Genomic DNA, 22,780 nt, shown 5'->3' with positions numbered 1-22,780 from the left:
TATCCATGATGGTAGACCTCAAGGAGATGGCCTACTTCAAGATTAGCCTTTCAACACGTAATTGGGACAGAGCCTTTTTTTATGGCCGGCGATCGTCCTCTGCAGACGGTCAACCTTGGTCCGCGCAGCAATCAGGTCATGTAGCCAGTGCAATACATCAGCACTGCACAGATAAAAAAACGGCCCCATTACGGGGCCGTTTTCAATGGATTGCAACCGGTCGGGTTTATTCGACTGTGGCTTCCACATCGGTGAAGTACTCGATCTTGGCCGCTTTGCGCAGCTCGTCGATCAGCGACTTGTAGCTCGCCTGAGCCTTGCCCTGGCCAAGCTGTCCTTGCAGCAGGCTGACCATCTGGGATGGCTCCTTGCTCACGTTGACCTTGTCCAGCGCCACTACGACGCGATCGCCGTTGGCTTCGGTCACCAGCTCGACGCTCGGCTTGCCATCGATCGGATGGGGCATGCGGAACGCCTGGGCCAGCAGGTTCTGATCCATGTCCTGAGTGAAGCGAGCAACACCCTTGTGCGTCTCCACCTTCAGACCCAGCGCAGTCAGATCGGCCTGGATATTCTCACCGCCCTTCAGCTTGTCCAGCAGACCCTGCGCCTTGCCACGGGCCACTTCACCAGCCTTGTCGTGCTTGATGGCCGCAATCACCTGCTCCTTGATCTCCGCCAGCGGTTTGGCCGCTTTCGGTTGATAGCCTGTGATATGCATGACCAGCGCCTTGCCATCAGCCAGTTCGATCACATCGGAGTTGGTGTTGTCATCGCGCAGCTGCTCGGAAAACGCAGTGGACAGCGCTTTGGGATCATTGAGCGGTGCCGGCGCATCGGCCTGGCTGAAATAGCCGGTAGATTGTACCTTCAGACCCATGGTATCGGCAGTCAAGTCCAGCGAATCCGGGTTCTCAAAGCTGCTGTCAGCCATCTTCTGCTGCTCGGCAAAAAACTGCTCCTTGGCCTTGTCAGCCTGCAAACGGCTGATGGTCTCCCCTTTCACATCGGCAAACGGCTTGGTCTGGGCCGCTTCAACCCCCAGCAGCTTGATGATGTGGAAACCAAACGGGCTCTTCACCACGGCGGAGAGATCACCCGCCTTGCCGAGGGCGAAAGCCGCCTTCTCGAACGCCGGATCCATCACCCCTTTCTCGAACCAGTCGAGCTCGCCGCCCTTCTTGGCGGAGAAGGTATCGGAAGAGTCGGCCTTGGCCAGCGCGGCGAAATCGTCACCGGCCTTGGCTTTGGCCAGCACGGCCTCGGCCTTCTGCTCGGCGGCTTTCTCGTCCTTGCCAAACGGGATCAGAATGTGTGCCACCTGACGGCGCTCGGCACGCTGGAACAGATCCTGATGCTGATCGTAATAATCTTGAGCATCCTGTTCGGTGACCTTGATCTCTTTGCCGAGGGTGGAGGCATCCAGCAGCAGATAGTCAACCTTGACCTTCTCATCGTTCATGAAACGGGCACTGTTGGTCTTGTAGTACTGTTCCACTTCCTCATCAGAGACTTGTACATCCCCCATGTAAGAGTCGGCAGACAGACGAACCAGGCGCAGATCCCGGGTCTGGTTGTAGAGCTTGTCGAGTTGCTCGGCTTCACCCTTGAGCGCAAATTCGGAGCCCAGCAGGGCGCCCATCAGTTGCTGGCGCACCATGTCCTGTCGCAGAGAGTCACGGAACATCTCAGGCGTCATACCGGCACGACGAATGAGCTGCAGATAGCGGTCATTGTTGAATTTGCCATCTTCGGCAAACTCTGGCATGGCGACGATGGCCTGCTTGATCTGCTCATCGCTGACGCGCAGACCCAGTTCACGGGCCTTGCTGTCAAACAGGGCCTGATCGATCAGGCGGTCCAGCACACCGCGGCGGAACTGCTTCATGTAACCAGGATTGGCGGCCAACTGGCTGAAAGACTCGCCCATTTGGGATTCCATGCGGGCCCGCTCATTGCGATAGGCATTTTCCAGCGCAGCCGAGCTTATCTCATTGCCGTTGACGGTGGCGGGGGCGGTACGTGCCGGGCCATTGAGGTAGCTACCTACACCGGCCAAGGCAAAGGAGAGGATGATCAGGCCCAAGATAACCTTGGCTACCTTGCCCTGCGCCCCTTCGCGTAGTTTATCCAACATCATGTTTGTACTTATGCTCCCGAACTCGATGGGCGTAAATAATGAAAAGGCGCACCGATTGCGATGCGCCTTGGTCAATCAGTATGAGGGAGAGCCCTCTCACTTGTCTGGTCTGCGACCAAGGACGGTGGCCGATGTGATATCAGCGCCCGGACTTAGTTGACCGAGTCTTTCAGGGCCTTGCCGGCTTTGAAGGCAGGAACTTTACCAGCAGCGATTTCGATGGTCGCGCCAGTTTGCGGGTTACGGCCAGAACGGGCAGCACGCTCGCGTACGGCGAAAGTACCAAAACCCACCAGAGCAACCTGGTCACCCTCTTTCAGAGCTTCACCCACGGCGTCAATGAAAGCATCCAGCGCACGGCCAGCAGCGGCTTTGGAGATATCAGCACCGTCTGCAATCTTGTCAATCAGTTGAGATTTATTCACTCTTATATTCCCCTTTTATCGAACATCGCTGCGGCGCCGATTTCCCTGGCCACAACAAGTGGAAGTTTTATAGCAAGCCTCCTGATCAGTTGCAAGTGACAATCTAGCGCAAACCCGCGCCACATCACGCATTGCGACTCATCACGAGTACCCGATCGGTGGTCAAGGCTACTTCCGTTATCCGGCGCATGCAAGCCTTAACCACCCTCCGAATGCGCCAAATTTGCGGCGCATCAACATTTACACGACAGAAACGCGCTCAAACCCCTGCGGATTGTCCTGCAACGCCAGTTCCAGCACCTCGTCAATCCAGCGAACAGGATAGATTTCAAGGTCTTGTTTGACGTTGTCCGGGATCTCTTCGAGATCGCGCTCGTTCTCTTTCGGGATAAGCACACGCTTGATGCCACCGCGATGGGCCGCCAGCAACTTCTCTTTGAGACCGCCGATGGGCAAGACTTCGCCACGCAAGGTGATTTCCCCCGTCATGGCTACATCAGCACGGACCGGATTGCCGGTCAAGCTGGAGACCAGGGCGGTACACATGGCGATACCTGCGCTCGGACCGTCTTTCGGGGTCGCCCCTTCCGGCACGTGCACGTGGATATCGCGCTTCTCGTAGAAGTCCGCATTGATGCGCAGCTTCTCGGCACGAGCACGCACCACCGTCATGGCGGCCTGGATGGACTCCTGCATCACGTCACCGAGCGAGCCGGTGTAAGTGAGCTTGCCCTTGCCCGGCATGTTGGTGGTCTCGATGGTGAGCAGATCGCCGCCCACTTCGGTCCACGCCAGACCACAGACCTGACCCACCTGGTTCTGATCGGTGGCCTTGCCGTAATCGAAACGCTGTACCCCGAGGAACTCCTTGAGGTTGGCCTGATTGACCTGAACATGCTTGATGCTCTTGTCCAGCAGGATGCGCTTGACTGCCTTGCGACAAATCTTGGAGATCTCGCGCTCCAGATTCCGCACCCCCGCCTCGCGGGTGTAGTAGCGGATCACCCCGACCAGAGCAGAATCTTCGATGGTGATCTCGGACTCTTTCAGGCCGTTGCGCTGGATCTGCTTGGCAACCAGATGCTGCTTGGCAATGTTGAGCTTCTCGTCTTCGGTGTAACCGGACAGACGGATCACTTCCATCCGGTCCAGCAGCGGACCCGGAATGTTCATGGAGTTGGAGGTGGCCACGAACATCACGTCCGACAGGTCATAATCCACTTCCAGGTAGTGATCGTTGAAGCTGTTGTTCTGTTCCGGATCCAGCACTTCCAGCAAGGCGGAAGCGGGATCGCCGCGCATATCCGAGCTCATCTTGTCGATTTCATCGAGCAGGAACAGCGGGTTCTTCACGCCAACCTTCGCCATCTTCTGGATGAGCTTGCCGGGCATGGAACCGATATAGGTGCGACGGTGACCGCGGATCTCCGCCTCGTCACGCACGCCGCCGAGCGCCATGCGCACGTACTTGCGACCGGTCGCCTTGGCGATGGACTGGCCCAGCGAGGTCTTGCCCACACCGGGAGGACCGACCAGACAGAGAATGGGGCCTTTGAGCTTGTTCACCCGCGCCTGCACCGCCAGATACTCGAGGATGCGATCCTTGACCTTCTCCAGGCCAAAGTGATCCGCGTCCAGCACCTCTTGCGCCTTGCCAAGGTCTTTTTTGACCTTGGAGCGCGCCTTCCATGGCACCTGCACCATCCAGTCCACGTAGCTACGCACCACGGTGGCTTCGGCAGACATGGGGGACATCATCTTCAGCTTGGAGAGCTCGGCCTGGGCTTTTTCACGAGCCTCCTCCGGCATCCCCGCCTCTTCAATCTTGCGATTGAGGGCTTCGAATTCGTCCGGGCTGTCTTCCAACTCACCCAGCTCTTTCTGGATGGCCTTCATCTGCTCGTTGAGGTAGTACTCGCGCTGGCTCTTCTCCATCTGTTTCTTGACGCGAGTGCGGATGCGTTTCTCGACCTGCAGCAGGTCAATCTCCGACTCCATCATCGCCATCAGAAACTCGATGCGCTCGGACACAGAGGCGATTTCCAGCACCTTCTGCTTGTCTTCGAGCTTGAGCGGCATGTGCGCGGCCATGGTATCGGCCAGACGCGCAGCATCGTCGATCGCCGAAATCGAGGTCAGCACCTCGGGCGGGATCTTCTTGTTGAGCTTGATATAGCCTTCAAACTGACCGATGGCGGAGCGTACCAGCACATCCTGGTCCTTCTCCTCGATGGCAGTGGAGGCGATGTACTGCGCCTCACCGACGAAGAAGTCCTTGTCATCGATCATCCGCTCAAGACGGGCACGCTGGCCACCTTCCACCAGCACCTTGACGGTGCCATCCGGCAGCTTGAGCATCTGTAGAATATTGGCCACTGTCCCGACGGAGAAGATCTCCTCCACCGTCGGCTCATCGGTTGACGCATCCTTCTGGGCCACCAGCAGAACTTTCTTGTCCTGCTCCATGGCCGCTTCCAGACAGCGAATGGATTTTTCCCGCCCCACAAAGAGTGGAATGACCATGTGGGGGTAAACCACCACGTCACGAAGAGGCAGGACGGGAATCTCGATGCGTTCTGAACGCTCTAGGTTCATATATGTCCTCTCGGCTTGTTATACCGTTGGCAAAGCGCTTGGCTGAGTATATGGGGGCGTAGAGATGAGATTCAATCGCCGAAACCGTAAAAAGCATGAAAGGGGCAAAAAGCCCCTTTCATTTGATTAAAAATCAGACTGTTACTCTGATGCAGCGGCCTGGGTCTCGGGATTTTCATAGATCATCAAGGGCGCGGAGTCCCCTTTGATCACCGTCTCGTCGATCACCACCTTGCTGACACCGTCCAGAGACGGCAGGTCATACATGGTATCGAGCAGCACGGCTTCCACTATGGATCTCAAACCACGGGCACCGGTTTTCCGCTCCATCGCCTTGCGCGCAATGGCGTTAAGGGCGTCGTCACGGAACTCCAGCTCCACCCCTTCCAGATCGAACAACGCGGCATACTGCTTGGTCAGCGCGTTTTTCGGCTCTTTCAGGATCTGGATGAGGGCAGCCTCGTCCAGCTCGGTCAGGGTCGCGACCACCGGCAGACGACCGATGAACTCGGGGATCAGACCGTACTTGATCAGATCTTCCGGTTCCACCTTGGCGAAGTTCTCGCTCAGGGTCGCTCTGGCGTTCTTGGATTTGACGTCAGCGCCAAAACCTATGCCGGTGCCCTTGACGGAACGCTGCTCAATGACCTTGTCCAGACCGGCAAAGGCGCCACCACAGATAAAGAGGATCTTGGAGGTATCGACCTGCAAGAACTCCTGCTGTGGGTGCTTGCGTCCACCTTGCGGCGGGACGGAAGCGATAGTGCCTTCGATCAGCTTGAGCAGGGCCTGCTGCACCCCTTCCCCGGACACGTCGCGGGTAATGGAGGGGTTGTCTGACTTGCGGGAGATCTTGTCGATCTCGTCGATGTAGACGATGCCACGCTGGGCCTTCTCTACGTCGTAGTCACACTTTTGCAGCAGCTTCTGGATGATATTCTCCACGTCTTCGCCCACGTAACCGGCTTCGGTCAGTGTGGTGGCATCGGCCATGGTGAAGGGTACATCCAGCAGACGAGCGAGTGTTTCGGCCAGCAGCGTCTTGCCGCTACCGGTCGGACCAATCAGCAGAATGTTGGACTTGCCCAGCTCCACACCACCGGCTTCGCTGCTGTTGCGCAGACGCTTGTAGTGGTTGTAGACGGCCACGGCCAACACCTTCTTGGCATATTCCTGCCCGATCACATAGTCATCCAGGTGAGCACGGATTTCATGAGGGGTCGGCAGCTCGCTACCATCGCGCTTGGGAGAGATCTCGCGGATCTCTTCGCGGATGATGTCGTTGCACAGCTCGACACACTCATCACATATGTAGACGGAAGGGCCAGCGATCAGCTTGCGCACTTCATGCTGGCTTTTGCCGCAAAAAGAGCAGTAGAGCAGCTTATCACCCTCACCCTTGCGTTTTTCTGTCATTCAGCAACCTCGTTTTATCAATAGAGGATGGATCGTCCTGTTGAGTTTACAACAGTCCGGGACACCCTGCTCAGCCGCGCTGGCTCAGGACACCGTCTACCAGGCCATAGGCCACGGCTTGATCGGCCGACATGAAATTGTCACGATCGGTATCACGCTCTATGGTGGCCATGTCCTGACCGGTATGGAAGGCCAGACGCTCGTTCAGGGTATTCTTGATCTTCAGGATCTCCTGGGCATGGATCTGGATATCAGATGCCTGGCCCTGGAAACCGCCCAACGGCTGATGGATCATCACGCGAGCACTGGGCAAACAGAAACGCTTGCCCTTGGCACCACCGGCCAGCAGGAAGGCACCCATGGAGCAGGCCTGCCCCATGCAAACTGTGCTGACATCCGGCTTGATGAACTGCATGGTGTCATAAATGGACATGCCGGCCGTGACGGCACCACCCGGAGAGTTGATGTAGATGCTGATGTCCTGATCAGGGTTCTCTGACTCCAGGAACAGCAGCTGGGCTACCACCAGATTCGCCATATGATCCTCGACCTGACCGGTCAGGAAGATCACCCGCTCCTTCAGCAGACGAGAATAGATGTCGTAGGAACGCTCCCCTTTTGCAGTTTGCTCTACCACCATCGGGATGAGCGCATTGCGTGGGGATTCAGTCACATCGTTATAGTTCTTGTACATAAGGCATTGTCCCTAAAATAAAATGGCCCGAGTGGAGATCACACGAGCCATTATACTTAACAGTCTTGACCTTAAGTCAAATGTTCTTAGGCAGCGGCACCGGACTTGTTGATCACTTCGTCAAAGGCAACTTCTTTCTCGGTCACTTGCGCCTTGGACAGGATCAGGTCGATGGCTTGATCTTCAACCGCCAGATTGCGCACGCCATTCAGCATTTGCTCATTCTTCTGGTAGTACTCGATCACTTCCTTCGGATCTTCGTAGGCAGTAGCCATGGACTCGATGATGCTGGTCACGCGGGCATCGTCAGCCTTGATCTCGTTGGTGCGAATAACGTCACCCAGCAGCAGACCGACGCGAACACGACGCTCGGCTTGTGCCTGGAACAGCTCGGCCGGCAGCTCAGGTGCGTTGCCGCCCTGGAAACCACCGAAACGCTGCAGGGCCTGTTGACGCAGGGTATCGATTTCCTGAGCAACGGCAGCCTTCGGCAGATCGATCTGGTTGGCTTCAACCAGGCCGTTCAGCACTTGCTCTTTCACGCTGTTTTTCAGGGCCTGAGCCAGTTCGCGCTCCATGTTCTTGCGCACTTCGGCTTTCAGCTCTTCAACGTTGCCGCTCTCGATGCCGAAACGCTTGACGAACTCTTCAGTCAGCTCAGGCAGGATCTGCTCTTCAACCTTGTTCAGCTTGGCAGCGAACTTGGCTGCTTTGCCTTTCAGGTTTTCGGCGTGGTAGTCAGCCGGGAAGGTCACGTCGATGGTGAACTCGTCGCCTGCTTTCTTGCCCATGATGGCGTCTTCGAAGCCTGGGATCATGCGGCCTGCACCCAGTACCAGGTTGAAGCCTTCGGCTTTGCCGCCGTCGAACTCTTCACCATCGATGGAACCGATGAAGTCCATGGTCACACGCATGCCATCGGCAGCGGCGGCATCAACATCGGCCCAGGTAGCGTGCTGCTTGCGCAGGGTGTCGATCATGTTGGCCAGATCTTCATCCTTGACGGTCGCAACCGGCTTCTCGACCTTGATGCTCTCGAGGCCAGCCACTTCAAACTCGGGGTACACTTCGAAAGTGGCGCTGAATACGAAGTCCTGACCTTCCTGGATCTCTTTCGGATCCATGGTCGGGGCACCGGCCGGGCTCAGTTTGTTTTCGATGATGGCCTTGATGAAGTTGCTCTGCATCATTTCATCAGCAACGCGAGCGTGAGCCATGGCACCGAACATCTTCTTGATGATGGTCACCGGAGCCTTGCCAGGACGGAAACCGTCGATGCGACGGGTTTTGGCCAGGCCATTCAATTCTTTACGCACGGCAGCGTCAACGGTAGCAGCCGGTACAGTGATGGTAAGACGGCGTTCCAGACCCTGGGTTGTCTCTACAGAAACTTGCATTCTTTTACCTCGTTCAACTCAGCACTGTGTGCTGACCCTTATTGCCCCTGGGCAAAGCCCGGAGTCTTCCTGTTTATAAAGACAACGACTGTCTTTGTGATGAGAAAATATGACGCGACATTATAGCGGCGCACTTTGGTCGAGTCGAGCCACACATCCCCCAACGGGGGTGTCGATGGCACAATTCGCGCAAATCTGACTCTTATATGGGGAAGCACAGGCCCGACTTCAAGCGCGCAATGCACAAGAATTTGCACTTGCTCACCTTTTTTCGCACAAAAGCCTACTTTTTCACCTCATTTCCCACTAAAAAGCCGCCCTGTTCGCGGGCTGCGACCCAAATTGTCCACCCCATCACATCAACCATTGCGTCCATGGCTGCTGCTCGCTATGGTGACAGCCAAATTTATGAGTCTGGAGTGACCAACATGGCCTTTTTCCGCTTCTTGTTTAACCTGCTCTGGTTTGTACTGGGGGGCGTCTTCATGGGGCTGGCCTGGTGGCTGGCCGGGCTGCTCTGCTTTGTCTCGCTGATCGGGATCCCCTGGGGTCGCGCCTGCTTCGTCATCGGCACCTTCACCTTCTTCCCGTTTGGCAAGCAGGCAGTGAGCCGCAAGAGCATGACGGGGCAGAGTGACATAGGCACAGGCACCCTGGGGCTGATTGGCAACATCCTCTGGTTCCTGGTGATCGGGATCTGGCTGGCCATCGGCCACATCGCCTCCGCACTGGCCTGCTTCGTGACCATCATAGGCATTCCGTTCGGTATCCAGCATCTCAAGCTGGCGCTGATTGCCCTTGCCCCCATCGGTCAGATGGTGGTGACCAACCACGAAGCCGAATCCGGTCGCTACATTCGCTGAGCACCACGAAAATCGCACAGGCAGGCTGCCTGCGCCGCAAAAAAAGGGCAGACTAGGGTCTGCCCTTTTTCATTGCCACCGTCCGAGGCCAACCATGCTTCCCAGCCACTTTTTCGCCAATCTCGCCCGCATGAAACTCATCTATCGCTGGCCGCTGATGCGCAACATCCAGCCCGAAAACATCGCCGAGCACAGCCTGCAGGTGGCCATGGTGGCCCATGCCCTCGGGCTCATCCACAATCGGCTGTTTGGGGGCAAGGTCGATGCGGATCGCGCCGCCGTGATGGCGCTCTATCACGACAGCAGCGAGGTACTGACCGGCGATCTGCCCACCCCGGTCAAGTACTTCAATCCCGAAATTGCCAGGGAGTACAAGAAAATAGAGCTGGCAGCCGAGCAGCGTCTGCTCGCCATGCTGCCGCCGGAACTGGTGGAGGATTTTCGCCCCCTGCTGGACTCGGGCGCGCAGGATGCCGAGCTGGCACGGCTGGTGAAGGATGCCGATACCCTCTGTGCCTACACCAAGTGTCTGGAGGAGATCAACGCCGGCAACCGGGAATTCGAGCCAGCCAGGAAACGCCTCGAAGCTATGCTGGAAGCAAGGATGAGCCCGCAGATGCGCTACTTCATCGACGTCTTCGTAGCCAGCTTCTCGCTGCCGCTGGATGAGCTCAACGCCCACTGATCCCGTTGCCAAGAAGAAGGGCCCGCGGATTTGCAGCGGGCCCTTCTCGTTTCAGCCATAGGTGCGATGGATCAGTGTCCCAGCTCCCGGGACGGTACCAGACCGCTCGCCCGCCAGGCGGGGTAAAGCGTCGCCAGCAGGCTCATCAGTATGGCCGCCCCGGTCACGATCAGCAGATCCTGCAGATGCAATTCGGTGGGCAGGAAGTCGATGAAGTAGATGTCGGGGTTGAGGAACCGGTGGCCTATCAGCCCCTCGATGAAGCTCAAGATCTGGGTCAGCTTGCTGGAGAGCAGGCCACCGAGCAGGGCCCCGAGCAAGGCGCCCGCCACCCCGTTCACCATGCCCTGAATGACGAAAGTGAGCCTGATCTGGCCCGGGCTCGCCCCCATGGTCTTCAAGATGGCAATTTCGCTGCGTTTCTCGTTCACCGCCATCACCAGGGTGGAAACGATGTTGAAGCAGGCTACCGCCACCACCATCAGCATCACCACATACATGACGGTGCGCACCATCTGGATGTCCTGATAGAGATAGCCCTGGCGGCTCATCCAGCTGCTGATGTAGACGTAGTGCGGAAATTTCTGGGCAGCGGCCACCGTGATGGACTGCGCCTTGAGCACGTCGTTGACCTTGAGGCTGAAGCCCTCCACCGCGCTGCCCATGCCGGTGATGGCCTGGGCATCGGCCAGGTGCATGAAGCCGAGCACACCGTCAAGCTGGCCGCCGATCTCGAGCAGTCCCACCACCTTGAGGGATTCCCGCTTCGGGTTCTTGATGGCGGACGCATCGCCCCCCTGGGGCAACAACAGGGCGACGGTGTCCCCGATGGTGACCCCCAACTTGTCGGCAATGGTCTTGCCAAGGATGAGCCCGCGCTCACCGGCCTGCAGCTCGCGCAGACCGCGCCCCGTCATGTATTTGCCCGCATCGGACAGATTGGCTTCAAGCTCGGGCAGCACGGCGCGCACCTGCAATCCCTTGAGAGCATTGCCGTGTTCCAGCAACCCATCTAGCCGGATGACGGGCGCGGCGGCTTCCACACCGGGCTGGGCCAGCAGGTAATCCCGCAACTTGGGCCAGTCGGGCAGCGGCGCCTCCATCCCCATCAGCTCGCCGTGAGGCACCACGGAGAGCACCCTGTCTTTGAGCTCCCGCTCAAACCCGTTCATGGCAGACAAGCCCAGAATGAGCGCCATCACCCCGAGGGCGATGCCGATGAGGGAGGAGGCGGAAATAAAGGCGATGAAGCCGTTGCGACGACGGGAGCGGCTGTAACGCAGGCCCAGAAAGAGGGGCAGCGGTTTGAACATCAGGCGACCTCCGCCATGATGCCGCTCACCAGGGTCACTCGCCGATGGAGCTTGGCAGCCAGGCTGAGATCATGGGTGACCACCACAAATGCCGTGCCCAGCTCGCGGTTGAGCTCGCACAAGAGCTCGTAGACGGCGGTGGCACTGGCGTGATCCAGGTTGCCGGTAGGCTCATCCGCCAACACCAGACTCGGTTCGTTGACCAGGGCGCGGGCGATGGCTACCCGCTGGCGTTCGCCACCGGAGAGCTCGGAGGGTCTGTGATTGAGGCGATGGGATAGCCCCACCCGCCCCAGCATGCGAGTTGCCTTGTCGGTGGCGCTGGCCACCGACTCGCCGGCGATCAGCAGCGGCATGGCGGTGTTCTCCAGTGCGGTGAACTCGGCGAGCAGGTGGTGGAACTGGTAGACGAAGCCCAGCTCCTGATTGCGGAATCTGGCCTGGGTGCGACTGTCCCAGTGATGGATATCCTGTCCCTTGAACAGCACTGCGCCGCTCGACGGATTGTCCAGCGCCCCCATCAGGTGCAGCAGCGTGGTCTTGCCCGAGCCCGAGCTGCCCACCACCGCCAGCATTTCGCCGGGGGCAACGGACAAGTCGATCCCCTTGAGCACCTGGGTCTCCAGCTCGCCCTCTTGATAGACATGATTCAGTGCCTGACAACGCAGCAGAGGTTCACAGGAGAAGGGTTCATTCATAAACGGGGCTCCACTAACGCCGGATGTAACAATAGAAGATGAATTATTCATAACGCAGCGCCTCGGCCGGTTTCACCCGCGCCGCACGGGCCGCAGGGTAGAGGGTGGCGCTGAAGCTGAGCAGCACGGCACCCAGCAAGATGATGATGACCTGAGCCGGCTCCACTATCACCGGCAGGCCACTGCCACCGGCCGTCATGTAGAGGTTTAGCCCCACCGCATCGAGCAAGGGGTTGATCCCCAGCGAGAGGCCGAGCCCGGCAAAACCGCCGAGCAGGGCACCGATCACACCGCTGGAAGCGCCGAGCACCATGAAGATCTTGACGATCCCTGCCTCGCTCATGCCCATGGTGCGCAAAATGGCCACCTCACCTTCCTTGTCAGTGACCACCATCACCAGGGCGGAGAGGATATTGAAAGTGGCAACCGCGATGATCAACACCAACATCAGCCCCATCATGCGCTTCTCCATGGCGACGGCCTGGAACAGCTCGCCACGCTCACGGCGCCAGTCCTGCCACTCCAGCCCGTCCGGCAGCGCCGTCTTTATCACCTGATCGGCGGCGAAGGGATCGTCCAGCCAGAGCCGAATGCCACCGACGGTTTCTGCCGGCAGACGCAGCAGGCGCTGGGCATCCCCCAGCGAGATGAGCGCAACCTGACTGTCCACGTCGGCACCGACCCCGAAGATCCCGGAGACGGTAAACAGCCGCTGGGCTGGCACCCGGCCAAAAGGCGTGAAACGGGTGCCCTCGGTCAGGATCAAACGGACCTGATCGCCCATGGAGACCTTGAGACGATTGGCCACCCCCTGCCCCAGCACTATGTGGTATGCACCACGCTGCAGACTGTCGAGGCGCCCCATCTGCATCTGGGCGTGCAATATGTCATCCTTTGGCCACTGGGCGGGATCGATGCCCTGCACGCTGACGCCGGTGAGCTGACCCGGACTCTGCAGCATACCTTCGCTGTCGAGCATGGGGGCGCTGGCGATCACATGGGGCAACTTGGCCAGATCGGGCAAGCCTGCGGGCTGGGCGTCGATGCGGCCAGCCTGATTGGTCACCACCACATGGGGGATCACTCCCAGGATGCGCCCCTTGAGCTGCCCCTCGAAGCCGTTCATCACGGATATGACCACCATCAGGGCCGCGACCCCGATGGCGATACCAAAGGTGGAGAACAGGGAGATAAATGAAACGAAGCGGTTACTGCGTCGTGAGCCTGCGTAGCGAAGGCCAATGGCCAGCGGCAGCGGCTGAAAAAGTCCAGTCTTCAAGGATATCTACGTTGCCAACAAAATAAGATACCGGATAATAAAGGGAAACCGTCCATGACAACAAGGGATAGCCTCCATGCAGGAACAGTTCTTCAGCGTCACCCATGCCACTCCGGTCAATGTGATCCCCATGCCCGGTGACTTTCATCTGCCAACGCTGGAGGCACTGGAAGCTGAACTGCCCGAACCCTTTCGCATCGCCTCCTCCATCACCTCCATCGACATGGTGACCAGTCGCCTGATGCGCAACCAGAACGAGTCGATGCACGACCTGGTGGAGATAGTCAATCAGCAGTCCCGCAAGATCGACATGATCATGGGTTATGTGCTGTCGGTACAGGATCACGCCGAGCATCGCTTCCACACCCTGCGTTTTGGCGCCGGCCAACTGACTTACCTGCATCCGCACCAGGGCCATGGCGAGCCGCCGCACCTGCACCAGATAGTTCGGCTCAAGATCTTTCTGCGGGAAGAGGCCTCCGCCATCTATTGCTATGGTCAAGTCAAGCAACTGGAACCGAGCGAGCACGGCATGCACGTGGTGCTCGACTATGTGCGGATCCGCGAGGATGACCGTGAACTGCTGGTGCGTGCCAGTCTGCATGTGCAATCCAAGCAACTCAAACTTCGCGCTCAAGACCGTCAACGTTAAAAGAATCGAATGATGCCAATCAAGCTTCCCGCCTTGCCCGCCAAGGCGGGCCAAAAGTTAACGCTCGGCCAGTTGACAGGCAGCAGCCTCTCGCTGGTTGCCGCCCGCCTCACTCAGGAGGCCAACCGCCACGTCCTGCTGGTGACCGCCGATACCCCGAGCGCCCTGCGCCTCGAACAGGAGCTTCAGTTCCTGTTGGCAGACAGGGGCTCACCCGTACTGCTGTTTCCGGACTGGGAGACCCTGCCCTACGATACCTTCTCTCCCCATCAGGACATCATCTCCCAGCGCCTCGAGACCCTCTACAAGCTGCCGCAGATGAGCAGCGGCGTGTTGATCGTGCCCATCTCCACCCTGATGCTGCGTTGCGCCCCCCGGGTCTACCTCGACAAGTACAGCCTGATGGTGAAAGCCGGCCAGCGTCTCAACCTGCAACAGTTGCGGGGGCGCCTGGCCGAAGCCGGTTACGTGGCGGTGGAGCAGGTGCTGGAGCACGGGGAATTTGCCGCCCGTGGCTCACTGCTCGACCTGTTCCCCATGGGCAGCAACAGCCCCTATCGCATCGACTTCTTCGATGACGAGGTGGACTCCATCCGTCCGTTCGATCCCGAGACCCAGCGCTCAAGCGAACCGGTCAAGACGGTCAGCCTGCTGCCAGCCCGGGAGTTTCCCACCGACGAGGCCGCCATCGAGCTGTTTCGCGGCCAATTTCGCGAACAGTTCGAGCTGTCGCGCGCCGAGGGCTCCGTCTATCAGGAGGTGAGCAAGGGGCGCTGGCCCGCCGGCATCGAATACTATCTGCCACTCTTCTTCAGCCAGACCGCCAGCCTGTTCGATTATCTGCCGGACAACACACTGCTGCTCACCGTGGGGGATATCTATCCCGCGGCCCAGCGGTTCTGGAACGACATAGGCCAGCGCTATGAAGACAGGCGCTGGGACAACACCCGCCCGCTGCTGCCCCCTCAGCAGATCTACCTGCCGGTGGAGCAGCTGTTTGCGGCGCTGGGTCACTATGGCGCCGTGCGGTTGCAGGAGACTGCCACCGATGGCGGGGCCGGCCAGCGGGATCTCCCCATCGTTCCCCTGCCCGAACTGCAGCTCGATCACAGCAAGGAGCAGCCCATGCTGGCGCTGGGCCAGTTCCTGGACAGCTTCACGGGCCGCACCCTGTTTGCGGTGGAATCCGAAGGGCGACGCGAGGTGCTGGGCGACTTGCTGGCGCGAATATCCTTGCAACCCAAGGAGTTCGTCTCGCTGGATGCCTTCATGGCGAGCAAGGCGCGCCACGGCCTGCTGGTGGCGCCGCTGGAGCGTGGCTTCCTGTGGCAGGAGGCAGGTCAGGAAGCGTTGGCTCTCATCACCGAAACCGAGCTGCTGGGGGGCAAGGTACGCAGCAAACGCGCGCGGGAAAAGAGCAAGAACCTGAGCTCGGACGCGGTGATCCGCAACCTCGGCGAGCTGACCCAGGGCCAGCCGGTGGTGCATCTGGATCACGGGGTCGGCCGTTACCTCGGGCTCGAAACCATTGATGCCGGCGGTCTGCCCACCGAGTTCCTGACCCTGGAATACGCCGGTGGCGACAAGCTGTTCGTGCCGGTTACCAGTCTGCATCTCATCAGCCGTTACACGGGTTCCGACAACCCGCCCAGCCACAAGCTCGGCGGCGAGGCCTGGGTCAAGGCGCGGCGCAAGGCGGCGGAGAAGGTGCGCGACGTGGCGGCCGAGCTGCTGGATGTGTATGCCCTGCGGGCGGCCCGCCACGGTTTTGCCTTCCAGCACGACAGGGAGGCCTACCGCCAGTTTGCCGCCGGTTTCCCGTTCGAGGAGACAGAGGATCAGCTCAACGCCATCAATGCGGTGCTGGGGGACATGTGTCAGGCCAAGAGCATGGACCGGCTGGTGTGCGGCGACGTGGGCTTTGGCAAGACCGAAGTGGCAATGAGGGCCGCCTTCGTGGCGGTCCATGGCGGCAAACAGGTGGCCGTGCTGGTGCCCACCACCCTGCTCGCCCAGCAGCACTACGACAACTTCCGCGATCGCTTCGCCAACTGGCCGGTGCGGGTCGAGGTGTTGAGCCGCTTCCGCTCCGCCAAGGAGCAGAATGCCGTCATGAAAGAGCTGCGCGAGGGCAAGGTCGACATCATCATAGGCACCCACAAACTCTTGGGTTCAGAGCTCACCTTCAAGGATCTGGGGCTGCTGGTCGTCGATGAGGAGCACAGATTCGGGGTACGCCAGAAGGAGAAGATCAAGGCGCTGCGGGCCGACGTGGATATCCTCACCCTCACGGCGACGCCGATCCCGCGCACCCTCAACATGGCGATGGCCGGCATGCGGGATCTCTCCATCATAGCCACCCCGCCCGCCAAGCGGCTCGCCATCAAGACCTTCGTGCGCCAGCAGGACCCCGCGGTCACCCGTGAGGCGGTGCTGCGTGAGCTCAAGCGCGGCGGCCAGGTCTACTACCTGCACAACGACGTGGAGAGCATCGAAAAATGCGCCAGCGATCTCGCCGAGCTGGTGCCGGAGGCGCGCATCGGCATCGCCCACGGCCAGATGCGCGAGCGAGATCTCGAGCGAGTCATGTCGGACTTCTACCACCAGCGCTTCAGCCTGCTGGTCTGCACCACCATCATAGAGACCGGCATCGACGTGCCGAGTGCCAACACCATCATCATGGACCGCGCCGATCATCTGGGGCTGGCCCAGTTGCACCAGTTGCGGGGCCGGGTTGGTCGCTCCCACCACCAGGCCTATGCCTACCTGCTCACTCCCCATCCCAAGCTGATGAGCAAGGATGCGGTCAAGCGGCTGGAGGCCATTGCCTCGCTCGAAGATCTCGGTGCCGGCTTTGCGCTGGCGACCCACGATCTGGAGATCCGGGGTGCAGGCGAGTTGCTGGGCGACGATCAGAGCGGCCAGATCGAATCTGTCGGCTTCACCCTCTACATGGAGATGCTGGAGCAGGCGGTCGAGGCGCTGAAAAATGGCAAGGAGCCGTCGCTGGAGCAGCTGATGAGCCAGCACACCGAAGTGGAACTGCGCCTGCCCGCGCTCTTGCCGGACGACTACATACCGGACGTCAACATGCGCCTCTCCATGTACAAGCGCATCGCCAGCGCGGCGGACGAGCAGGAGCTGCGCGAGTTGAAGGTGGAGCTCATCGATCGCTTCGGCCTGCTGCCGGAGGCAACCAAAACCCTGATGGAGCTGGCCGCCTTCCGCCAGCGCGCCACCGCCCTTGGCATTCGCCGGGTGGAGATGAGCGAGCGCGGCGGTTATCTGGACTTTACCCAGGAGACCCGGGTCAACCCTGGCTATCTGGTCAAGCTGCTCTCCGAGCAGCCGCGCATCTACAAGATGGATGGGCCGACCCGCTTGCGCTTCCAGGTGCCAACCCCGGACCGCGCCATGCGCCTGAAACTGGTGGATGGCTTGCTGGCGGATCTTGCCAGCCATACCAGTCACTGAGGCAAGCGACCTCACCCAAACAAAACGGGAGCCAGATCGGCTCCCGTTTTTTTATCTGCTCATCGCAGGCACAACATCCGGGCATCACTCCTGATTGGCAGGATCCTCATGGGCGGAAAACTCCCGCATGAAGGCCTCGGCCCGCTCCACCATCTTGGTGGAACCGACGAAGTAAGGGGTACGCTGGTGCAGTGCGGTGGGCTGGATATCCATGATCCGGCCAAAGCCGTCGGAGGCCTTGCCACCGGCCTGCTCCACCAGAAACGCCATGGGGTTGCACTCGTAGAGCAGGCGCAGCTTGCCATTCGGAGAGTTGGTGCCGGACGGATAGATGTAGATGCCGCCCTTGAGCAGGTTGCGATGGAAATCCGAGACCAGCGAGCCGATGTAGCGGGAGGTGTAGGGTCTGTGGGTCGCCTCATCCCGCTCCTGGCAATATTTGAGGTACTTCTTCACCCCGTCCGGGAACTTGATGTAGTTGCCCTCGTTGATGGAGTAGATCTTGCCCTCTTCCGGGATGCGGATGTTCTCGTGAGAGAGACAGAAACAGCCGATGGAGGGGTCATAGGTGAAGCCGTTGACGCCAAAACCGGTGGTGTAGACCAGCATGGTGGAGGAGCCGTAGACCACATACCCGGCGGCGACCTGGCGGTTGCCCGGCTGCAGGAAGTCTTCCAGAGTAACACCTGCTCCGGGTGTGCTGACGCGGCGGTAGATGGAGAAGATGGTACCGACCGAGACGTTGACATCTATGTTGGAGGAGCCGTCGAGCGGGTCGATCAGCACCACGTATTTGGAGTGACGGGAAAGCTCGGAATCGAAGGAGACGAAATCCTCCTCCTCTTCAGAGGCCATGCCACACACTTCGCCGCGGGCTTCCAGCGCCGCCTTGAAGCGCTCGTTGGCGTACACATCCAGCTTCTGCTGCACCTCGCCCTGCACGTTTTCAGCACCCATGGAGCCGATGATGTCTGCCAGCCCCGCCTTGTTGATCTCCCGGTTCACCACCTTGGCGGCCAGGCGGATGGAACTGAGCAATGAGGTCAGCTCCCCGGTCGCGGTGGGATAATCCGCCTGCTTTTTGACGATGAACTCGCCCATGGTGATCATGTTTCGCATTATTGTTCCTTTAAGATCGTTTCCGTTGGCTTTGAAAACGTTTGCACGCGTCGACAAAAAAAGTGCCGATCCTCGGCAGCCTTGTTTTGTAACCTAATGTAACGTCTGTTTTTTGTTTTTGCAGCGAATTAAGCCGCTGGATTAATGCGCATCATGGCCATCGAGTCCCCGTCACCCCCCCCTTTAATCAGTCCCAATCGGTAACTTTTGCCATGTTAATTCGTGGTAAAAAGTCACGAACAGGCCGCCATGGTGGGTGCAAACAGCACACTTGGCCCCCTATCTGGGTAGCTGACGGTGAGACCCGTGCCCACCGCTTGAGATCTCCAGATCAATCCAGCACACTGGCCAAGCTTTGGAAGCAAAAAAACATAAGGATATTCAATGAAAAGGACACTCATTGCCGGCACGGTCGCCGCCCTGTTCGCGTTACCCGTCCTGGCTGCCCAGGTACCGCCGGGCACCAGGCTGCTGCCCGGCGATCAACAAACCTTCGTGCGCAACATAGGCACTGAACCCGCCTCCATCGATCCCCAGATGGTGGAAGAGAGCTCAGGCAGCGACATAGTCAACGATCTGTTCGAGGGGCTCTACACCCTGGACGGAGACGGCAAGTTGCAGCCTGCCGGCGCTCTGGGCTACGAGCTCGACAGCACGGGCACCGTCTACACCTTCAAGCTCAGACCCGAGGCCAAATGGTCCAACGGCGAGCCGGTCACGGCAGCGGATTATGTCTATGGCTGGCAGCGGGCGGCGGATCCCAGAAACGCCTCCAACTATGCCTGGTTCATCGAGCTGACCGGCGTCACCAACGCCAGTGACGTGGTGCAGGGCAAGAAGAGTCCGGATGCCCTCGGCATCAAGGCACTGGATGCACATACCCTGCAGATCACATTAAAGAACCCGGTGCCCTTCTTCCTCAAAACCCTCTCTCACTACACCACCTTCCCGGCGCCGAAGGCGACCATAGAGAAGTTCGGTCATGAGTGGGTCAAGCCGGGCAACATCGTCTCCAACGGCGCCTTTGTGCTCAAGGAGTGGACCCCCAACGAGCGGCTCATCTCCGAGCGCAATCCCCATTACTGGGACAACCAGCATACGGTGCTGAACAAGGTGCTCTATCTGGAGATAGTCTCGGATACCGCCGCCTACAACCGCTATCGCGCCGGTGAGCTGCACTACACCACGTATCCGCTGGAGCAGTACAAGCAGCTCAAGCAGCAGAGCCCGCAGGAGCTGATCAATGCCCCGCTGCTCGCCACCTATTACTATGTGTTCAACACCCAGCGCAAACCGTTCGACAACCCCAAGGTGCGCAAGGCGCTGTCGCTTGCCATCGACCGGGACACCATCACCGAGAAGATCCTGGGACAGGGCCAGATCTCCGCCTTCAGCCTGACCCCGCCGAGTGTCGACGGTTTCGAGCTCAAGCGCCCTGCCAGCCAGTTGCTGAGCAAGGAGGAGCGGATCAAGCAGGCGAAAGCGTTGCTGAGCGAGGCGGGCTACGGCCCGGGCAAGCCGCTGGATGTGGACATCCTCTACAACACCAGCGAGGGGCACAAGAAGATAGCCCTGGCCATCTCCTCCATGTGGAAGCACAACTTGGGCGTCCAGGCCAAGCTCAACAACATGGAGTGGAAAACCATGGTGTCAGTGCTCAACGAGGGGGATTTCGGCGTCAGCCGCTACTCCTGGAACGGGGATTACAACGATGCGTCGACCTTCCTCGACATCATGACCTCCAGCAGCAGCGCCAACAGCGGCAAGTGGTTCAACAAGCAGTATGATGCCCTGCTGGCCAAGGCCCATGACTCCAAGGATCCGGCCGAGCGCAACCAGCTCTATCAGCAGGCCGAGGCGCTGATCGATGACGAGGCCCCCATTGCCCCCGTCTACTTCTACGTCAAGTCGCGGCTGCTCAAGCCCAACATCAAGGGCTATCCCTATCAGAACCCGCAAGACGTGGTCTACTCCAAAGACCTCTATCTCACCGCGCAGTGACGCCCTGACCCTCCTCAAAAAAAGACCGCCTCGAGGGCGGTCTTTTTTTCAATCTTCCCGACAGCTCGCCAGCGCCACCCGGCGCCGACGCAGCACCACAGGCTGCACCAGCAGCTGGGCCAGCAAGACCCCGAGCAGCGTCATGCCGCCCCCTATCAGGTGATAGCTGGTCAGCTGCTCACCGAGCCAGCTGATGGCCAGGCCTGCAGTCATCACCGGCAACAGGTTCATGAAGATGGCGGTGCGGCTTGCCCCCAGCAGGGCTATGCCCTGCATCCAGAGCCAGGGCGACAAGGCCGACGTCGGGATCCCCGCGTAGAGGATGAGCCAGAGCGCCCGACCGTCCGGCCAGTGGCCATCCACCAACAGGTAGAAGGGGGTGAGAAACAGCAGACTGCACAGCACTTGGCCGTAGAGCATGGACCAGTTGTCGAGCCCCAGATCCCACTTCTTGAGCAACACGCTGTAGAGCGCATAAGTGCCCGCCGACAGCAGCATGTAAACGGAACCGATATGGATGCCCTGGGTAAAGAGACGGGCGGGATCTCCCTGTCCCAGCAAGATGGCCAGCCCCAGAATGGAGATGACGCCACCGAGCAAGGCACCCCAGGTGGGGCGTTCACGCAGCAGCCAGATGCTGAGCAGCACCGTCATCAGCGGGGTCAACCCCATCATCAGGCCGATCTCGGTCGCCCCCAGGGTTTGCGCCGCGTAGTAACCAAAGGTCTGGTTCAGCACCATGCCGAGCAGAGCCAGCGCCGCCAGCTGATAGAAGCCGGCCCGCAGCTTGGCACGATCCCGCCAGGCCCGGTGTGCGAGGAACGGCGTCAAGATGATGGCGGCTACCATCCAGCGCGACCAGGCCAGCGCCGCGGGTGACAGCACCCCGACCGCCAGCTTGCTGACAATGGCATTGCCAGCCCAGATGGCCATGCAGGAGAAGGGAAACAAGAAGGCAAGGGGCATCACTATATCCAGAAAAAACCAACGGGTATTTCCGGCGGGAGTATAGAGAGGCAAACAGGATTAGCAAGCGCTTGCCGGCCTTGCCCATGCAGGTGGGTTTGAAACGGAATCGAACAGAACCAATTTGGGCAGATCAGGGCCAAAAACAATCATGCCCGCACGGTGGCGGGCATGAAGTGACTGGCTGGGCTGGTGAGGCAATCACGCCGCATCCATGTGCAGTCTGGAGATCATGGCGTTGACCTCGACCACGGTCTGGCGGTGGGGAATGTCAGCTGGCGTTGGCATCATCAGCAAGCCTGACTGGAAATCAAAACGCCCCCTGCCGTGGATATAGATCCGTCCCTTGAAGAAGGTTTTGACATGTTTTGCCACCATGAGTGGCAGGTACTTCTTGAACACTCTCATCGTTTGCAACCTCTTGCAGTTGTATCCGTATGACAGCAGCTTCTGCGAAATAATTCCGTAAAATCTGTATAAAAATCCGGAAAAATCGCGTCTCTCTTCCCCAAAAAACCAATCTATAACTTTTTATTAACTTTTAGCGTATTGTATGTGGTCCTTCCAGCCAGAGCAAGACCCCCTTGCCATCTTGCCATTCGATGCAGGCCAGACCCGAGGTGGCAAACATGGGCGCACCTGCCGCCGGACAGAGGCTTTGCACCAGATACCCCACCAGTGGCAGGTGGCTCACCATCAGGATGCTGTCATGTTTGTCCGCCAGCGCAGTGAGGTAGCTCGCCACGAAGGTCGGATCGCCATAGGGGGTGATGTCACCGCTCTCTTCGACGGCACCCGCCTTGGGCAATTCATTGCATATGCTCTGCCAAGTTTGTCTGGCACGCAGGTAGTTGCTGTGAATTACCCTATCCAGCTTGCCGTTGAGCTGGGGAGCCAGCCAGCGAGCCATGTGGATGGATTCCTCGATGCCCTGCTCGGTCAGTGGACGCTGTTCATCTGTTTTCGCATTCATGCCAGCCTGGCCATGACGCATGATGTAGATTTTCATTACAACCTCGCCCAACGGGCCTGTTTTGATAGCGGGGGGATCTTACCCCGCCAT

Annotated in this window: 18 protein-coding genes; 5 read left to right on the top strand and 13 right to left on the bottom strand. The window is 59.3% G+C overall.

All coding sequences use genetic code 11. The features are described 5' to 3' along the window. Nucleotides 1–226: 226 nt before the first annotated feature. The 6 genes from ppiD to tig all read right to left on the bottom strand — a co-directional run bounded on the left by ppiD (nucleotide 227) and on the right by tig (nucleotide 8,667). Nucleotides 227–2,140 (bottom strand): peptidylprolyl isomerase, encoded by a 1,914-nt coding sequence (ppiD, locus tag ACW5XD_RS12915; RefSeq protein WP_456495228.1) that lies wholly within the window; start codon nucleotides 2,138–2,140, stop codon nucleotides 227–229. 152 nt (nucleotides 2,141–2,292) lie between these two features. Continuing rightward, nucleotides 2,293–2,565, bottom strand: a complete 273-nt coding sequence (gene hupB / locus ACW5XD_RS12910; RefSeq protein ID WP_270824333.1) for a nucleoid-associated protein HU-beta — start codon at nucleotides 2,563–2,565, stop codon at nucleotides 2,293–2,295. Between the two features lie 240 nt (nucleotides 2,566–2,805). Next, nucleotides 2,806–5,160 (bottom strand): endopeptidase La, encoded by a 2,355-nt coding sequence (gene lon / locus ACW5XD_RS12905; protein WP_456495227.1) that lies wholly within the window; start codon nucleotides 5,158–5,160, stop codon nucleotides 2,806–2,808. Between the two features lie 141 nt (nucleotides 5,161–5,301). After that, the gene (gene clpX, locus ACW5XD_RS12900; protein WP_042037414.1) at nucleotides 5,302–6,576 is read right to left on the bottom strand and encodes an ATP-dependent protease ATP-binding subunit ClpX; all 1,275 of its coding nucleotides are present in this window, start codon (nucleotides 6,574–6,576) and stop codon (nucleotides 5,302–5,304) included. A 70-nt stretch (nucleotides 6,577–6,646) separates the two neighbouring features. After that, nucleotides 6,647–7,270 carry an ATP-dependent Clp endopeptidase proteolytic subunit ClpP gene (gene clpP / locus ACW5XD_RS12895; RefSeq protein WP_456495226.1) on the bottom strand — a complete coding sequence of 208 codons (624 nt, stop codon included), beginning with the start codon at nucleotides 7,268–7,270 and terminating at the stop codon, nucleotides 6,647–6,649. Nucleotides 7,271–7,356: 86 nt separating this feature from the next. Next, nucleotides 7,357–8,667, bottom strand: a complete 1,311-nt coding sequence (gene tig, locus ACW5XD_RS12890) for a trigger factor (RefSeq protein WP_456495225.1) — start codon at nucleotides 8,665–8,667, stop codon at nucleotides 7,357–7,359. A 428-nt stretch (nucleotides 8,668–9,095) separates the two neighbouring features. On the opposite strand from tig, the gene ACW5XD_RS12885 reads away from it, so the two are divergent. Together ACW5XD_RS12885 and yfbR are read left to right on the top strand one after the other, a co-directional pair. Next, entirely contained in the window at nucleotides 9,096–9,530 is a 435-nt protein-coding gene (locus ACW5XD_RS12885) for a YccF domain-containing protein (RefSeq protein WP_011898663.1), read from the top strand. A gap of 94 nt (nucleotides 9,531–9,624) precedes the next feature. Next, nucleotides 9,625–10,215: a 5'-deoxynucleotidase gene (gene yfbR, locus ACW5XD_RS12880; RefSeq protein ID WP_098984203.1), complete on the top strand. Its 591-nt coding sequence runs from the start codon at nucleotides 9,625–9,627 to the stop codon at nucleotides 10,213–10,215. Between the two features lie 71 nt (nucleotides 10,216–10,286). Here the strand turns inward: yfbR and lolE are convergent, their stop codons facing one another. Genes lolE through ACW5XD_RS12865 form a run of 3 tightly spaced genes read right to left on the bottom strand, consistent with a single transcriptional unit; the run spans nucleotide 10,287 to nucleotide 13,505 of the window. Then, nucleotides 10,287–11,528, bottom strand: coding sequence for a lipoprotein-releasing ABC transporter permease subunit LolE (gene lolE, locus ACW5XD_RS12875; protein WP_456495224.1), 1,242 nt, complete (start codon nucleotides 11,526–11,528; stop codon nucleotides 10,287–10,289). Beyond that, on the bottom strand, nucleotides 11,528–12,226 hold the full coding sequence (gene lolD / locus ACW5XD_RS12870; RefSeq protein ID WP_456495223.1) for a lipoprotein-releasing ABC transporter ATP-binding protein LolD: 699 nt from the start codon (nucleotides 12,224–12,226) through the stop codon (nucleotides 11,528–11,530). Before lolD ends, lolE begins: the two co-directional genes overlap by 1 nt. A gap of 43 nt (nucleotides 12,227–12,269) precedes the next feature. After that, a complete protein-coding gene (locus ACW5XD_RS12865; protein ID WP_456495222.1) occupies nucleotides 12,270–13,505 on the bottom strand; it encodes a lipoprotein-releasing ABC transporter permease subunit in 1,236 nt (411 codons plus the stop codon). Between the two features lie 76 nt (nucleotides 13,506–13,581). Here ACW5XD_RS12865 and ACW5XD_RS12860 point away from each other — a divergent pair, with 76 nt between their 5' ends. Both ACW5XD_RS12860 and mfd read left to right on the top strand, forming a co-directional pair. Continuing rightward, a complete protein-coding gene (locus ACW5XD_RS12860; RefSeq protein WP_456495221.1) occupies nucleotides 13,582–14,157 on the top strand; it encodes a PilZ domain-containing protein in 576 nt (191 codons plus the stop codon). A 9-nt stretch (nucleotides 14,158–14,166) separates the two neighbouring features. Next, nucleotides 14,167–17,631: a transcription-repair coupling factor gene (gene mfd, locus ACW5XD_RS12855; RefSeq protein WP_456495220.1), complete on the top strand. Its 3,465-nt coding sequence runs from the start codon at nucleotides 14,167–14,169 to the stop codon at nucleotides 17,629–17,631. Nucleotides 17,632–17,715: 84 nt separating this feature from the next. On the opposite strand, the gene fbp is transcribed toward mfd, so the two are convergent. After that, nucleotides 17,716–18,750: a class 1 fructose-bisphosphatase gene (gene fbp / locus ACW5XD_RS12850; protein ID WP_456495219.1), complete on the bottom strand. Its 1,035-nt coding sequence runs from the start codon at nucleotides 18,748–18,750 to the stop codon at nucleotides 17,716–17,718. Nucleotides 18,751–19,134: 384 nt separating this feature from the next. Between fbp and ACW5XD_RS12845 the strand changes: the two genes are divergently transcribed. Further along, nucleotides 19,135–20,751, top strand: a complete 1,617-nt coding sequence (locus tag ACW5XD_RS12845) for a peptide ABC transporter substrate-binding protein (protein ID WP_456495218.1) — start codon at nucleotides 19,135–19,137, stop codon at nucleotides 20,749–20,751. 48 nt (nucleotides 20,752–20,799) lie between these two features. Here ACW5XD_RS12845 and ACW5XD_RS12840 read toward each other — a convergent pair whose 3' ends face one another. The 3 genes from ACW5XD_RS12840 to sixA all read right to left on the bottom strand — a co-directional run bounded on the left by ACW5XD_RS12840 (nucleotide 20,800) and on the right by sixA (nucleotide 22,726). Further along, on the bottom strand, nucleotides 20,800–21,717 hold the full coding sequence (locus tag ACW5XD_RS12840; RefSeq protein ID WP_456495217.1) for a DMT family transporter: 918 nt from the start codon (nucleotides 21,715–21,717) through the stop codon (nucleotides 20,800–20,802). A 201-nt stretch (nucleotides 21,718–21,918) separates the two neighbouring features. Continuing rightward, nucleotides 21,919–22,125: a DUF1107 domain-containing protein gene (locus ACW5XD_RS12835; RefSeq protein ID WP_042037401.1), complete on the bottom strand. Its 207-nt coding sequence runs from the start codon at nucleotides 22,123–22,125 to the stop codon at nucleotides 21,919–21,921. 133 nt (nucleotides 22,126–22,258) lie between these two features. Beyond that, nucleotides 22,259–22,726, bottom strand: coding sequence for a phosphohistidine phosphatase SixA (sixA, locus tag ACW5XD_RS12830; protein ID WP_456495216.1), 468 nt, complete (start codon nucleotides 22,724–22,726; stop codon nucleotides 22,259–22,261). Nucleotides 22,727–22,780: the final 54 nt, after the last annotated feature.

The organism is Aeromonas enterica, assembly GCF_054052465.1.
The sequence above is the reverse complement of the archived record's forward strand: the minus strand, read 5'-3'. Positions and strand labels throughout refer to the sequence as shown.